This window comes from Mesorhizobium helmanticense, assembly GCF_003034915.1.
GTDB lineage: Bacteria > Pseudomonadota > Alphaproteobacteria > Rhizobiales > Rhizobiaceae > Mesorhizobium > Mesorhizobium helmanticense.
This window is the reverse complement of the sequence record NZ_PZJX01000019.1, coordinates 1-14,769: the sequence shown is the minus strand read 5'-3', so window position 1 is coordinate 14,769 and position 14,769 is coordinate 1. Positions and strand designations below refer to the sequence as shown.

General features: G+C 64.3%; 15 protein-coding genes. 13 read left to right on the top strand and 2 right to left on the bottom strand.

Going from position 1 to position 14,769, the window contains the following annotated elements:
- Positions 1-720, bottom strand: a 720-nt coding sequence (locus C9427_RS08950) for a molybdopterin-dependent oxidoreductase (protein WP_146172526.1), incomplete at its 3' end; no start/stop codon positions are given.
- A 101-nt stretch (positions 721-821) separates the two neighbouring features.
- On the opposite strand from C9427_RS08950, the gene C9427_RS08945 reads away from it, so the two are divergent.
- From C9427_RS08945 to C9427_RS08920, 6 genes are read left to right on the top strand one after another with little or no spacing between them, the layout of a single operon-like run.
- Positions 822-1,238 (top strand): VOC family protein, encoded by a 417-nt coding sequence (locus C9427_RS08945; protein ID WP_107648775.1) that lies wholly within the window; start codon positions 822-824, stop codon positions 1,236-1,238.
- The gene (locus C9427_RS08940) at positions 1,235-2,293 is read left to right on the top strand and encodes an ABC transporter substrate-binding protein (protein WP_107648774.1); all 1,059 of its coding nucleotides are present in this window, start codon (positions 1,235-1,237) and stop codon (positions 2,291-2,293) included. The genes C9427_RS08945 and C9427_RS08940 overlap by 4 nt, the downstream gene beginning before the upstream one ends.
- Positions 2,290-3,120: an ABC transporter ATP-binding protein gene (locus tag C9427_RS08935; protein WP_107648773.1), complete on the top strand. Its 831-nt coding sequence runs from the start codon at positions 2,290-2,292 to the stop codon at positions 3,118-3,120. Before C9427_RS08940 ends, C9427_RS08935 begins: the two co-directional genes overlap by 4 nt.
- The gene (locus C9427_RS08930) at positions 3,114-3,887 is read left to right on the top strand and encodes an ABC transporter permease (RefSeq protein WP_107648772.1); all 774 of its coding nucleotides are present in this window, start codon (positions 3,114-3,116) and stop codon (positions 3,885-3,887) included. Before C9427_RS08935 ends, C9427_RS08930 begins: the two co-directional genes overlap by 7 nt.
- A gap of 53 nt (positions 3,888-3,940) precedes the next feature.
- Positions 3,941-4,636: a GntR family transcriptional regulator gene (locus C9427_RS08925; RefSeq protein ID WP_107648771.1), complete on the top strand. Its 696-nt coding sequence runs from the start codon at positions 3,941-3,943 to the stop codon at positions 4,634-4,636.
- Positions 4,637-4,665: 29 nt separating this feature from the next.
- Positions 4,666-5,112 (top strand): VOC family protein, encoded by a 447-nt coding sequence (locus tag C9427_RS08920; RefSeq protein ID WP_107648770.1) that lies wholly within the window; start codon positions 4,666-4,668, stop codon positions 5,110-5,112.
- Positions 5,113-5,127: 15 nt separating this feature from the next.
- On the opposite strand, the gene C9427_RS08915 is transcribed toward C9427_RS08920, so the two are convergent.
- Positions 5,128-5,988, bottom strand: a complete 861-nt coding sequence (locus C9427_RS08915) for a MurR/RpiR family transcriptional regulator (RefSeq protein WP_107648769.1) — start codon at positions 5,986-5,988, stop codon at positions 5,128-5,130.
- A 184-nt stretch (positions 5,989-6,172) separates the two neighbouring features.
- On the opposite strand from C9427_RS08915, the gene murA reads away from it, so the two are divergent.
- The 7 genes from murA to C9427_RS35215 all read left to right on the top strand — a co-directional run bounded on the left by murA (position 6,173) and on the right by C9427_RS35215 (position 14,738).
- The gene (murA, locus tag C9427_RS08910) at positions 6,173-7,429 is read left to right on the top strand and encodes a UDP-N-acetylglucosamine 1-carboxyvinyltransferase (protein ID WP_107648768.1); all 1,257 of its coding nucleotides are present in this window, start codon (positions 6,173-6,175) and stop codon (positions 7,427-7,429) included.
- A complete protein-coding gene (locus C9427_RS08905; protein WP_107648767.1) occupies positions 7,426-8,316 on the top strand; it encodes a glucosamine kinase nucleotide-binding domain-containing protein in 891 nt (296 codons plus the stop codon). The genes murA and C9427_RS08905 overlap by 4 nt, the downstream gene beginning before the upstream one ends.
- A 184-nt stretch (positions 8,317-8,500) precedes the next feature.
- Positions 8,501-9,424 (top strand): N-acetylmuramic acid 6-phosphate etherase, encoded by a 924-nt coding sequence (gene murQ / locus C9427_RS08900; protein ID WP_107648766.1) that lies wholly within the window; start codon positions 8,501-8,503, stop codon positions 9,422-9,424.
- Positions 9,425-9,523: 99 nt separating this feature from the next.
- Positions 9,524-11,062 carry an ABC transporter substrate-binding protein gene (locus tag C9427_RS08895; protein WP_107648765.1) on the top strand — a complete coding sequence of 513 codons (1,539 nt, stop codon included), beginning with the start codon at positions 9,524-9,526 and terminating at the stop codon, positions 11,060-11,062.
- A gap of 132 nt (positions 11,063-11,194) precedes the next feature.
- Positions 11,195-12,154 (top strand): ABC transporter permease, encoded by a 960-nt coding sequence (locus tag C9427_RS08890; protein WP_107648764.1) that lies wholly within the window; start codon positions 11,195-11,197, stop codon positions 12,152-12,154.
- Positions 12,154-12,993, top strand: a complete 840-nt coding sequence (locus C9427_RS08885; protein ID WP_107648763.1) for an ABC transporter permease — start codon at positions 12,154-12,156, stop codon at positions 12,991-12,993. Before C9427_RS08890 ends, C9427_RS08885 begins: the two co-directional genes overlap by 1 nt.
- A complete protein-coding gene (locus tag C9427_RS35215) occupies positions 12,990-14,738 on the top strand; it encodes an ABC transporter ATP-binding protein (protein ID WP_107648762.1) in 1,749 nt (582 codons plus the stop codon). Before C9427_RS08885 ends, C9427_RS35215 begins: the two co-directional genes overlap by 4 nt.
- The last annotated feature ends 31 nt before the right edge of the window (positions 14,739-14,769 follow it).

The following is a 14,769-nucleotide window of genomic DNA, read 5'->3' as shown; positions in this document are numbered from 1 at the left end:
GGCCGTGTCGGAGCCGGGGCGCGGCGCCAGCCATACGGCGTCGAGGAAAGCGGCGGCATCGTCGCGGATCGGACAGATGTTGACGAAGGCGACGCCGGCCGCTTTTGCCTTTTCGAGACCGTCGCGGCTGGTGTGCTCGCCGAGCCCGCCCACGGTGATCTGGGTGTTGCGCAGCGGCATGCCGCCGAACATGACGACCAGCCCGGCGTTCGCGGCGATGCTCGACCAGCTCGTCCCCGGCCCGTCGATGGCCTGGATGGTGCCGAGGATGCGCTTGGCGATCACCGTGCCGGCCGCGTTGCTGTAGGTGTCGACGGAATCTGTGAAGCCGCCCAGCACGTTGAGGAAACGCCGGACCTGCGACTTGGCGTGATGGAAGCGGCCGGCGCTCGCCCAGCCATAGGATCCGCCATAGATCGCCTGGTTGCCGAAGCCGGTGACGACACGCTTCAGTTCGCCTGCAACCAGGTCCAGTGCCTGGTCCCAATCGACTTCGACATAGCGGTCGCTGCCACGCCGTTCGGGATGCGCGCCAGGCCCGCTTTCAAGCCAGCTCTTTCGCACCGCTGGGCGCAGCACGCGGCTCTTGTGATGGATGGCCGAAGGGATCGACTGCAACAGTTGCGACGGGTCGGGATCGGCGAAAAATGGCTCCGCGGTAACAAGCCGTCCGTCACGGACAATTGGTCGGAAGATGCCCCAATGGGAACTGCTCAGCATTGTTTAACCGGCTCGAATTTCGTCTGGACGACCGCAGTGCAGCATGATAGCGTTTTCGAAACTTAGTACAAGTTTCGAAAGTTGTGCCGATGCCTTTCGGAATGCCCGCGATCACCGATTTCTGCTTTCTCGTCGAAGACGTCGAGCGCTCCGTCGCCTTCTACCGCGACAAGCTCGGCTTCAAATTGCGAACGCGGGCCGAGGGTTTCGCCGATTTCACCACCGAGCATGTCGCCCTGGCGCTCTGGGAGATCGACCACATCGCCGCCACCACCGGCATCAGCAACAAGCGCTCGGGACCGGGTGTCCACAAGGCTGTCGCTGCCATCGAGGTGGTGAGGCCCGAACAGATCGACGAGCTCTACGAGCAACTGCTAGCGCAAGGGGTGAGCTTCGTCTCGCCGCCCAGGGATTATCCCTGGCGGGCGCGCTGCGTCTATTTCACGGATCCTGATGAGAATCTCTGGGAGATCTACTCATGGCTGGATGGCAAGCGGTTTGGAGAGGTGTCTGAATGAGCACGATCGAAAAGGGCTGGGCGAAAAATCTCAGCCGCCGCAATTTCCTGAAGACCGGCGCCGCCATGGGCATGATCGCCGCCGGTCCCGGCATCGGCCTTGTGGTGCCGTCGCGCGCCCGCGCCGATACCGCCAAGGTGGTCATCCAGTATGACTGGCTGATGAGCAACGGCCAGATCGGCGATGTCGTGGCCGTCCACAACGGCTACTTTAGGGATGCCGGCATCGAGGTCGAGATGATCCCCGGCGGGCCAAATTCGGCGACGCTGGCGCCGGTGATTTCAGGCCAGGCGCAGCTCGGCCAGTTCTCGGGGTCGTCCCAGCTTCTGCTGGCGCGCTCCGCCGGGGCGCCGATCAGGATGTTCGCCACTGGATACCAGCAGGGACCGTTCGCCTATTTCTCCTTGCCCAAGGCGCCGGTGCACAAGCCGGAAGATTTGATCGGCAAGCGCATCGGCATCCAGCCGACGGCGCGCTCGTCACTCGACGCGCTGCTGGCCAAGACCAAGATCGATGCCTCGAAGCTCGATATATCGACCATGGGCTTCGACATGACGCCACTGGTCGCCGGCGAGGTCGACGTCGTCACCGGCTGGGTGACCAACACGGCCGCCCTTGCGGTGATCGGCCCCGACCGCATCACCATGATGCAATCGGCTGCTGGCGTCATCGACCCGGGCGATGTCTATTTCGCCACCGAGACGGCGCTTGCCGACAATAAGGATGTTCTCGCCCGCTTCCTCGGCGCCGTCGCCAAGGGCTGGGGCTACACGCACGAGCATCCGCAGGAGTCGGTCGAGATCACGGTCAAGGCCTACCCCAACCTCGATCTCGAAGTCGAAAAAAAGACCATCGACATGGTGCTCGGGCTTTCCTTCGATGCCAATACGGCCAAGGGCGGCTGGGGGTCGTTCAAGCCGTCCGACATTGGCGACCAGATCAACCTGATGGACGAGATCGGCATGTTCAAGGGCGCCACCAAGCCGGTCCTTGAAGAGTCAGCGACGACAGAGATTCTCGACATGACCGCCGCGGACCGCCCGAAATACGGATGACGACTGGCCTGCAGCCGAGCCCCGAAAGCGTTTCCACGACGGATTCAAGGCCGCTCGCGATCCGCGCGCGCGGCCTCGATGTCGGCTATCCCGCCAAGGGCGGCGTGAACGTGGTGCTGACCGGCCTCGATCTCGAGGTGCGCGAAGGCGAGTTCCTGACGATCATCGGCCCTTCGGGATGCGGCAAGTCGACATTGCTGCGCGTCGTCGCCGATCTGCTCAGCCCGGCAGCCGGCTCGCTGGAGGTCTTCGGCGACACGCCCGCCGCGGCGCGCCGGCGCCGCGACATCGGCTTCGTCTTCCAGGATTCGACCCTGCTGCCCTGGCGCACGGTGATGGAGAATTTGCGGCTGCCCGACGAGGTCGGCAAGAAGGCGCGCGCCGGGCGGCCGGGCGCCGAGGGGCCGGATGCGGCCGAACTGCTGCGGATGATCGGCCTGGCAGGCCGGGAAAACGCCTATCCGCACCAGCTCTCGGGCGGCCAGCGCCAGCGCGTGGCGATCGCACGCGCGCTGCTGTCGCGGCCGCGCATCCTGTTGATGGACGAGCCCTTCGGCGCGCTCGACGAGATCACGCGCGACCGCCTCAACGACGAATTGCTCGGCCTGTGGCAATCGATGAGGATGACGATCCTGTTCGTCACCCACAGCGTCATGGAGGCGGCCTATCTCGGCGACCGCGTCGCGATTCTGGCCTCCAACCCGGGACGTCTTCGCGAACTGGAAGACATCCGCGCGGCCAAGGCAGCGGCGGCGGGACCGATCCGGGAAGATCCCGGTTTCGTCCGCAGCATGGCGCATTTGCGGGCGGTGTTGCGGACGTGCTGAATTCAAGTTCCCCAGACGCGGAAGGCTCCGCCCTTGCCCGCATCGTGCTGCCGGCCTTCGGCGCACTGTCGCTGCTGGCCGTCTGGCAGTTCCTGCTGCCCTGGCTCGGCGTGCCGAAATTCATCGTGCCGACGCCCGCGCAGGTCGCACTGCGCATCGCGGCCGATCCCTATCTGCTTTGGCAGAACCTGCTGCCGACGCTCATCGAAAGCGTCTGCGGCTTCTTCATCGGCAACATAGCGGCGATTCTGCTGGCCATCGCCTTCGTCTACAGCAAAACCGTGGAGCGGGCCTATTTCCCCGTCGTGCTGTTCCTCAACACCATTCCTGTGCTGGCGATCGCACCGATCATCATCCTGATCTTCGGCATCGGCATCTTCCCGAAGATCATCATCGCCTCGATCATCTGCTTCTTCCCGACGCTGGTGAACATGACGCGGGGCCTCGACGCTGTCAGCGCCAATGAGCGTGAGCTGATGCATGTGCTGTCGGCAAGCCCGCTGGAAATCTTCTGGAAGCTGAGGGCGCCGCGCTCACTGCCATTTCTGTTCGCGTCGCTGCGCATCTCATCCACGGCCTGCGTCGTCGGCGCGATCGTCGGCGAATGGATAGGCGCCAACAAGGGTCTCGGCGCGCTGATCATCCAGTCCACCTTCAACTATCGCTCGGATCTGCTCTACGCCGCCATCATCCTGTCGTCGTCGCTCGCCGTCGTGATCTTCATCATCGTCACGACGATCGAGCGGCGGGTCATACGCTACCAATAAGAAGAACGGCTCCGCCGATCGGACGGACCGCATTTCGCGAGGAAAGACGCTTCATGCTCAGGCATTCCGCGGTCCAGAAAAATCCCGAGGACAATCGGCAGACGCTGGCCGAAATCGTCTCCGACAAGATCCGGAACGACATCATCACCGGCATCTTCAAGCCGGGCGAGCGTCTCGCCATGGGAGCGCTGCGCCAACGCTACGGCATCAGCATGAGCCCGCTCAGGGAGGCATTGGCGGGACTGGCGGCCGAGCAATTCATCGATTTCGAGGGCCATCGCGGCTATCAGGTCGGGGCGATGTCGAAGGCCGACCTCGACGACCTCACCGAGACGCGCAAGCTGCTGGAGGCGGACATAGCGCGGCTTTCGCTGCGGCACGGCGACGAGGTGTGGGAAAGCAATATCATCGCCGCTTTCCACCAACTTGCCCACACCGAGCGGCAGATGATCGAAAAGGGGCTGCGCGGCGACAAGGAATGGGAGGAGCGCAATGCCGCCTTCCATGGCGCAATCAGCGAGGCCTGTCCGCTTCACTGGCTCAAATTCCTGCGCGCGCAGATCTTCATGAAGGCGCAGCGTTACCGTTTTCTGGCCTGGTCCGCCCTGCCCGGCCCCGAAACCGTCGCCGCCGAGCACCGCGAGATCTTCGAGGCCACGATGGCGCGCGACGAGGCACGGCTGATCGAGGCCATAAACGTCCATATCGACAACGTCGCGGTCTACGCTCGCGCGCTGATACCGAACTGAATGTCCAAACCGATTTCTGGAGAACGACAATGGCGCTTGGCCTCGATCATCCGATAACCGACGTCTGCCTTCTGGTTGGCGATCTCGATCGCTCGATCGAATTCTACGAAAAGATCGGCTTTCGCCTACGGCGCCGCAACGAAGGTTTTGCCGACTTCGACGCCGCGGGAACCACGCTCGCTTTGTGGGAGAGCAAACACCTGGCCGAGCATGTCGGCTTTCCCGCTGCCGGCGCCGAGCGGCGGGTTCACAAGGTGATGACGGCCTTTCGGGTGGACAGCCCCGACATCGTCGACACGGTCCATGCCGAACTGGTCGAGAAGGGCGTCACGGTGCTCGCGCCGCCGAAGGTCTATGAGTGGAACGCCTACTGCCTCTATTTCTCCGACCCCGACGGCAACACCTGGGAAGTCTACGCCTGGCAGGAGCAAGGACCGTATGGCGCGGGAATCCCGCCCAAGAACAAGGATCTTTGAAGCTGTCGACCGAGGCTACGAGGATCGATCCGCCTTCAGCACCGACACCGCCGCCTCGCTGTTGTGGACATAGTCATTGGCATCCGGCTGCTTTTGCACGAGCAGGATGAACAGCAGGTCGGTCAGCGTGAGCTGTGCATCGCGCGCGGTGATGGATGAGGAGCGCGCGCGCTCCTCGTCGGCGATGGTGTAGAGGCGGAGGTCGGCGACGCGGCTCAGCGGATTGTCGTGCAGGCCGGTGACGGCGATCACGGTCGTGCCGCGCTTGCGGGCAAGCTCGGCAATGCGCAAGGTTTCGATGCTGGCGCCTGAATAGGAGAGTGCGAACAGCACGTCGCCGGGCCCGAGTGTCGAGACATTGGCCATCTGGATATGGCTGTCGCTGTCGTGCAGGACATTGCGGCCGAGCTTCAACAGCTTGTAGGAGAAATCGCGCGCGACCAGCGAGGAAGCGCCGACGCCGACCAGATGGATGCGGCGCGCGCCATCCAGCTTTTCCAGCGCCCTCGAAATGATCCGTTCGCTGTTGGCGGCGACGGTCTGCTGCATCGACAGAAGCTTGCTGCCGATCAGCTTCTTCAGGATGACCTGGTAGCTGTCGCCGACCTCGATCGAGCCATGGATCACGCCGGCCGGCACCTGCCATTCCTGCGCCTTGGCCTCGGAGACCGCGAGCTTGAGCTCCTGGTAGCTGGCATAGCCGAGCTTCTGGCTGAATTTGACGACGCTCGACTGGCTGCGGCCGATCTCGGCGGCGAGTGCGGCCGTCGACAGGCGCAGCATCTGGTCGGGATTGCCGACGATGTACTGGCCGATCTCACGATCGCCGGGCGCCATCATCTCGAGCTTGGCCTCGATCTTCTTCAGGACGGACATCGAATTCCCCTGCGGCGTTGACGATACCGGCCGATGGCCGATGATCGGCGGTCTAAGGAATAAATTATTCCAAATCCAATTGACAGCAAAGAATGATCGATCGACTGTCAAGTGTGTGCGGGCTTCGGTCAAGAATCGGCCTCGAAACTGCGCTTTAACGGCGTGTCGGATCAGGTTCAGAGCCATGGACAAATTGCGGATCGTCGGCGGACGAAGGCTCGAGGGCGCGGTGACGATTTCCGGCGCCAAGAACGCGGCGTTGCCGCAGATCGCGGCCGCCCTGCTCAGCCCCTATCCGCTGGAGCTGACGAACCTGCCTGGTGTCACGGATGTGGAAAACATGCTTGGCGTGGTCGGTCTTCATGGCGCCGTGGTCACCCGGTCGGGCCATGCCGCGACGATCGACACAAGCAAAGCCGTTTCCAAGGAGACATCCTACGACACGGTGCGGAAAATGCGCGCGACCGTGCTCGTGCTAGGCCCCCTGCTTGCCCGCTTCGGCCATGCCAGGGTCTCGCTGCCGGGCGGCTGCGCGATCGGGGCGCGGCCGGTCGACATGCATGTCGCGGCACTCGCGGCACTTGGCGCCGACATCGCCATCGAAAACGGGTTGATCGTCGCCGCGGCGCCAAGCGGCTTGAGGGGCGCGCGCATCGTGCTGAGTTCGCCCTCCGTCGGGGCGACCGAGACCGCGATGATGGCGGCGACCGCGGCCAAAGGCGAGACGGAAATCCTCAACGCGGCGCGCGAGCCTGAGGTGGCCGACCTTGCCGCTTGCCTCAACGCCATGGGTGCGCGGATCGAGGGGGCCGGCACGCACCGCATCCTGATCGAGGGCGGATCGAGCTGGCGCGCCGCCACGCACGACATCATCCCCGACCGCATCGAGGCAGGCACCTATGCGGTCGCGGCCGCCATCACCGGCGGCCAGCTCGAGCTGACCCATGCACGGCTCGAGCACATGGCGTCGGTCGTGCAGCTGCTCGAGGCCACCGGCGTGAAGATCTGGCCGGGCGATCGCGGCCTGATCGTGTCGAGGAATGGGCCGCTCAAGGCGGCCGACCTGACGACCGAACCCTATCCAGGGTTTCCAACCGATCTGCAGGCCCAGTTCATGGCCTTGATGTGCTGCGCCGAGGGCGCTTCGCTGCTGCGCGAGACGATCTTCGAAAACCGCTTCATGCATGTGCCCGAACTGATGCGGCTCGGCGCCAACATCAAGCTGCAAGGCACCATGGCGCTGGTGCGCGGCGGCGAGAGACTGAAGGGCGCGCAGGTGATGGCCACCGATCTGCGCGCCTCGGTTTCGCTGGTGCTGGCCGCACTGGTGTCGGAAGGCGAGACGACGATCAACCGGGTCTATCACCTCGACCGCGGCTATGAGCAACTCGACCGCAAGCTGCGCCTTTGCGGCGCCGAGATAGAGCGGATCAGCACGTGAGCGCAGGCTCGGGATCTCCGCGCTTCTTCCTCGGCGTCGATGGCGGCGGCACCGGTTGCCGTGCCCGCATCGAGGACGAGACGGGCACAGTGCTGGGACAGGGCCTGTCGGGCCCGGCGACGACGCGGCTCGGCATCGACGCAGCCTGGGCTTCGGTTGCGAGAGCCTTTGGCGCGGCGATCGAGGAGGCAGGTTTCGGACGCGCCGAGATCGTGCGGATCCGCGCGGGCGTCGGTCTTGCCGGGATTGGCCGCAAGGGCGCGCTGGAAGCGTTGACGGCGATCGCCCATCCCTTCGCCAGCATCGCCTTTGTCAGCGACGGCGTCGGCGCCTGCCTTGGCGCGCATTCGGGCCTGGACGGGGCCATCGTCATTGCCGGCACCGGATCGATCGGCCTCGGCTTTGTCGAGGGGCGCGACCTGCGCGTCGGCGGCTATGGCTTTCCGATGTCCGACGAGGGCAGTGGCGCCGATCTTGGCCTGAAGGCGGTGCAACTCGCCTTGCGCGCCCATGACGGAAGGCATGAGCGGACGGCACTGCTGAGCGAAGTCATGCAACGCTTCAAGGACGATCCGGTCGAAGCGGTCGCCTGGATGGACCGCGCCACAGCGACCGACTACGCGGCCTTAGCGCCGATGGTGATCCGCCACGCCGACCAGGGCGACGCGGTCGGCCGGCGCATCGTGCAGAGCGCCGCCGAACACGTCGACACATTCGTGCGGGTGTTGTTCGAGAAAGGCGCGCCACGGGTGACGCTGCTGGGAGGGTTGTCCAGTCCGCTCGAGCCGTGGCTTGCACCCGATGTGCGCCGCCGGCTGAAGCCCGCCGATGGCGATGCTGTCTCGGGGGCCATCATCCTGGCCAAGAAGTCGTCCGCTGCCACCTAGGGCCTTTTAGCGTAGGAATATTTTATTCCAATATTTCGTTGACACCATGAATATCCAATTCTAGAAAGTTAACGAGACGGAAACCAAGCCGCCGACACGAGAGGCCAATGTTTCGCCGGTACTGGTCAAGGTCGCGCTTTGCGTCACATTCCTGCTGACGGCATGACGTTTTGAAAGCAAGTGGATGAGCGAACACGCGTTGATGTCGGAGTTGGAGCGACTGGTTTCCGAGGATCGGAATCCAAGGACGATGGATATCGACCTGCTGCCGACCGTCGACGTGCTGCGCAGGATCAATGACGAGGACAAAGGCGTTGCGGGCGCCGTCGAGAAAGTCATCCCCGAGATAGCGGCAGCAGTGGACCGGATCGTGCTCGCGTTCCAGAAGGGCGCGCGGCTGATCTATCTGGGTGCCGGCACCAGCGGCCGGCTGGGCGTCCTCGACGCTTCGGAATGCCCGCCTACCTTCGGCGTGGCCGAGACCATGGTGATGGGCCTGATCGCCGGCGGCTCCGACGCGCTGGTGCGGGCCGCGGAAGGCGCCGAGGACGATCCGAGACAAGGCGTTAGCGACCTGCAAGACATCAAGCTCACATCAGACGATGTGGTGGTCGGCATCGCGGTCAGCGGCCGCACGCCCTACGTCATCGGCGGCTTGAACTACGCAAGAGAAGTCGGCGCGACGACCGTGGCGCTGTCCTGCAATCCGCGCTCGACCATCGCCGGCATTGCCGACATCGCCATTTCGCCGGTTGTCGGCCCCGAAGTCCTCACCGGCTCGACCCGGCTGAAGTCGGGCACCGCGCAGAAGCTGGTGCTCAACATGCTGACAACCGCCAGCATGATCCGCATAGGCAAGAGCTACCAGAACCTGATGGTGGACCTGAACCCGTCCAACAAGAAGCTGGTCGCCAGGGCGGTCAGGATCATCATGCAGACGAGTGGCTGCACGGCGCAACAGGCTCGCCATGCGCTCGAAGCGACCGGCAAGGATGTGAAGCTGGCGATCCTAGTGGTGATCACCGGCATGGAGGTCGAGGAGGCACGCGGGGCGCTCGGCAGAGCGGGAGGGTTCCTGCGCAAGGCAATCAGCGAAAAGACGGCGTGAACCCGCACGAAAATTCTGGGCCGACATTGCGGGGTGTCGTGTCCCTGTGAAGCCGCCCGTGGAACTGCAAATCAAGTTCGACAATAATGGGAGACGACAATGGTACAACATCTCACCAGGAAACTGCTTTCCGGCATGGCGTTGCCCGGTATCGCCTTGGCGGCGGTGCTCGGATCTGCGGCGCTGCCGGTCCAGGCAAGTGCTGCGACGCTGCACATGGCCTGGTCGCAGGACGCCACCGGGCTTGACCCGCACAAGCAGACGGCCTTTTCGTCGCTCAGGCTGCTGGAGCTGATCTACGAGCCGCTGGTAAGGGTCGATGCCAGCCTGCAGATCGTGCCGGCCATCGCCACGTCCTGGCAGTTCTCGCCGGACGGCAAGGAATTGACGTTCAAGCTTGATCCTAAAGCGAAATTCCAGAACGGGGCTGCCGTCACCTCGGCCGATGTCAAGGCCTCCTTCGAGCGCATCCTCGATGAAAAGACGGGGGCGGCCGCCCGCGCCAATTTCCTGTCGATCGCCAGTATCGATACACCGGATCCCGCGACCGTCGTCTTTCATTTGTCGCAGCCGGATGTGCCGATCCTGACGGCGATGAGCGACGTCAACGCGGCCATCGTTCCGGTCGGCGAAATCGCTGCCGGCTCGGTCGGCACGAAGGCTCTCGGCTCAGGCCCGTTCAAGCTCGACAAATGGGATCCGAACGCCAAGGAGGTGCTCAGCGCCAACAAGGACTGGGCCGGCGGCGCGACCGGTGTCGACGGCATCGAAATCTCGGTGCTGCCGGATGAAACGGCGATCCTGGCGGCGATGCGCACCAAGCAGATCGACTTCGCGCTGCTCAACGACCCGTTGGTCGCCACGCTGGTGCCGAAGGAGGCCAGCCTGCAGCTCAACCGCGTGCCGGTGCTTGCCTACCACGTGCTGCAGCTCAATCCGTCGCGCAAGCCGATGACTGAGCTCAAGGTGCGTCAGGCGATCTCCTGCGCCATCGACCGGCAGGAAGTGCTGGACACGGCTTCGCTCGGCGAAGGCAAGGTGACGGGGCCGCTGACCATCCCATCGCTCGCCACCGATCCGAGCCAGCTGTTCTGCTACAAGCGCGACGTCGAGAAGGCCAAGCAATTGATGAGTGAAGCCGGCTATGCCGACGGCTTTTCGGCGACCGTGATCGGCGCTACCGGCGAACCGCCAACGGCTGCCGCGGAAGCCCAGGTCATCCAGTCGCAGCTCGCCGAAATCGGCGTCAAGCTCGACATCAGGATGATGGAGCTCAACGTCTATGTCGACGCCTGGCTGAAGGGCGATTTCGACATGGCCATCGCCTTGAACGGCGGCAGGGCGGACCCCTACACCATGTACAATCGCTACTGGACCAAAGCAGGCAATCTGCAGAAGGTGGCGAACTATATCGACGACACGCTGGACAGCCAGATGCAGCAGGGCCGCGCCGAGACCGACCCAGCCAAGCGCAAGGCGATCTTCGCCGATTTCGAAAAGCACCTTGCCGAGGTTTCACCGTGGATCTGGCTCTACACCTCCTACAGCTACACGGCGCAGCAGAAGAACATCGCGGGGTTCGTGCCGACGCCGACGGGCACGCTGTTCAGCCTGAGCAAGGTCACGATCCAGCAATAGCGGGCCAGAGCCTGTTCCATCCCGATAGATCGGGATGGGGCTCTATCTTTTAATTTGAGCATGATCTTTTCCGAAAACCGGATTCCACTTTTCGGGATCATGCTCTAGGCTCGGACGAGAGGTGTTCATCGCGTGACCTATCTGCTGCGACGCCTGGCGGTGTTTCCTCTCGTTCTGATCGGCGTCTCAATCGTCGTTTTCGTGGCGATCCGAATGGTTCCGGGCGATGCGATCACGGCGATGCTGGGGACCGAAGCCGGGCTGTTGACGCCGGCGCAGCGTGAGTCGCTCGCCGCCTATTTCGGCATCGACCAGCCCTGGTTCGTGCAGTACGGGCGCTGGCTCGCCGGCCTGCTGCACGGCAATCTCGGAATCTCCTCCACCTATGGCAAGCCGGTGCTCGAAATCATCCTCGAGCGCTTCCCGCTGACGCTCGAACTGGCGCTGCTGTCGATGATCATCGCTCTTGTCGTCGGCGTCCCGGCGGGCGTCTTCGCCGCCACCCACAATGAAAAGCTCTCCGACCTCGGCGTGCGCATTGCCGCCATGATCGGCCAGTCGACGCCGAACTTCGTGCTGGCGCTGCTGATCATCTACACGCTGTCGGCGGGCTTCGGCGTGCTGCCGGCGATGGGGGAATTTTCGCCGCTCTGGCAGGATCCCCTGCGCAATCTCGGCCAGTTGATCCTGCCTGCGATCACGCTCGGCTTTGCCTTCGCTGCTTCGGTCACCCGCATATCGCGTTCGGCCATGCTCGATGTGCTCAGCGACGATTATGTCAGAACGGCCCGCAGCAAGGGCGTGTCGGCACGCGGCGTGATCTGGCGCCATGCCTTGCCCAATGCGCTGATCCCCGTCGTCACGCTGAGCGGCATCGAATTCGGCTATCTCCTGGGCGGCGCCGTCATCGTCGAGCAGATCTACGCGCTGCCGGGCCTCGGCCGGCTGGTGCTCGACGCGATCCTGCAGCGCGACTATGCGCTGGTGCAGGGAGCCGTGCTGTTCATCGCCTTCAACTTCATGATCGTCAATCTCCTGGTCGACCTCGCCTATGTCGCGCTCGACCCGCGCATCCGGTTGGGGGAGCAGTGATGCGCATGCTGCAGGCCATCTTCGCGCACCCCAGCGGCCGCATCGGCGGGTTCATCGTCGGGCTCTATCTGCTGCTTGCCGCGCTTGGCGTGCTCGGTCTGACGCCGCACAACCCGCTGATGCAATACCGGATCGACCGGCTGCATGCGCCTGACAGCACCTACTGGATGGGCACCGACCTGTTCGGCCGCGATGTGGCGAGCCGGCTGATGATGGGCATCGGCCAGTCCTTCATCGTCGCTTTCTTCTCGGTCGCTTTCGCCGCGCTCGCCGGCACAGTCCTGGGACTCGCCGCGGCCTGGTTCGGACGCCGCTGGGACGGCATCGTCATGCGCGTCATGGACGTGCTGCTGGCCTTCCCGGCGATCCTTCTGGCGCTGCTGATCGTCGCCGTCGCGGGACCCGGCACCTGGACCAGCATCGTCGCCATCGCCATCGTCTACACGCCGATCTTCACGCGCGTGGTGCGCGGCCCTGCTCTGTCGCTCAAGGCGCGCGAATTCGTCGACGCCGCGCGCACTTTCGGCAGCAGTTCAAGCTACATCGTGACCAGGCATCTGCTGCTCAATCTGGTGGCGCCGTTGACCGTCCAGATTACGCTGGCGCTGGCCTGGGCGCTGCTGACCGAAGCCGGCTTGAGCTTTCTCGGCCTCGGCACCCAGCCGCCCGCGGCGTCGCTGGGATTGATGCTGAGCGATAGCCGCAACCTAATGGAAACGGCGCCCTGGCTGATGATCTTCCCAGGACTGGCGATCATGATCAGCATCCTCGGCTTCAACCTGCTTGGCGATGCCTTGCGCGACATATTCGACCCCAGGATGCGGAGGGCGATCGCGTGATCCCGCTGCTCTCCGTCTCGGGTCTCAGCGTCGGTTTCGGCCGCATGCCGCAAGCCAATGAAGTGGTGCGCGGCGTCAGCTTTGAGCTTGCCGATGGCGAGACGCTGGCGATCGTCGGCGAAAGCGGTTCGGGCAAGTCGGTCACCGCGCTGTCGATCAACCGCCTCGTCGATTTCGGCGGCGGGCGCATCACCGGCGGCTCGATCAAGCTCAAGCGCGCCGACGGCGGGGTCCTCGACCTGACGGCGGCGAGCGAGCCGCAACTGACGAAAATCCGCGGCGCCGAGATCGGCATGATCTTCCAGGAGCCGATGACCTCGCTCAATCCGGTGCTGACCATCGGCACGCAGATCGAGGAATCGTTTCGCCTGCATCGCGGCCTGACCGGCCGGCAAGCGACGGCGGCGGCCAAGGACGCGCTCGACCGCGTGCGCATTCCCGATGCGGCGCGACGCCTGAAATACACGCCGAACCAGCTTTCCGGCGGCATGCTGCAGCGGGTGATGATCGCCACCGCACTTGCCTGCAATCCACGCCTGCTGATCGCCGACGAGCCGACGACGGCGCTCGACGTGACGGTGCAGGCGCAGATCATGGCGCTGCTCGCCGAACTGAAGCGCGAAACCGGCATGTCGATGATCTTCATCACCCATGATATCGGCCTCGTCGCCGGCATCGCCGACAAGATCATGGTGATGCAAAACGGAGAGGCGGTCGAGCAAGGTGAGCTGAACCAGATCCTCGACCGCCCGCAGCATGCTTACACCCAGCATTTGCTGCAGGACGTGCCGCACTTCGCCAGCGGCCGTGCCACGCGTTCGGACGGACGGCGCGACAAGGCGCTGGACGCCGAGCCGGCGCTGCAGGTGAACAACCTTGTGGTGCGGTTTCCCGTCAAGTCAGGTTTCGTTGGTCGCGCCACGGGCGCCGTGCATGCCGTCGATGGCGTGGATTTCGACCTGATGCCAGGCGAGACGCTGGCGATCGTCGGCGAGAGCGGTTCGGGAAAATCGACCACGGCGCGCGCGGTGCTTGGATTGGTGAGGTCGACGCGCGGCAGCTTTTCGGCCAGCACGCGCAAGGCTGCCGCCGGGCAGAGCGCGCTGCCCATCCAGATGGTGTTCCAGAACCCTTACGCCTCGCTCAATCCGAGGCTCACCATCGAGAGCATTCTCGCCGAGCCTATAATCGCCACCGGCGGCCGCGTGGATGCGGCGACACGGGCGAAAATGGCGACGCTGCTGAAACGCGTTGGCTTGCCGGAAAACAGCCTCGAGCGCTACCCGCACGAATTCTCGGGCGGCCAGCGGCAAAGACTGTGCATCGCGCGTGCGCTGATGCTCAACCCTTCGGTCGTCGTGCTGGACGAAGCGGTCTCGGCGCTCGATGTCTCGGTGCAGGCCAAAGTGCTGGAGCTGCTGGTCGACCTGCAGCGCGAGTTCGGGCTGGCCTATCTCTTCATCTCGCACGACATGGCCGTGGTGGAGCGGATCGCGCACCGCATCGCGGTCGTCTATGCCGGCCAGATCGTCGAGATCGGCGATGCGAAGTCCGTGCTGTCGGCGCCGAAGCACGCGTACACGAAGAAGCTCATCGCCGCCGTTCCGGCCATCGACCGGCGGCGCGAGCGTTTCGAGCTGGATACGCGGCAAGTGCCTTCGCTGGTGCGGCCGCTGGGCTTTGAGCCGGGTCCGGCGCGATGGGAGCAGTTCGGGGTGGATCATCGGGTGAGGGTTGAGGCGTGATGGGTGTCGCCCAGAAGTGCGCAAGGTCGGC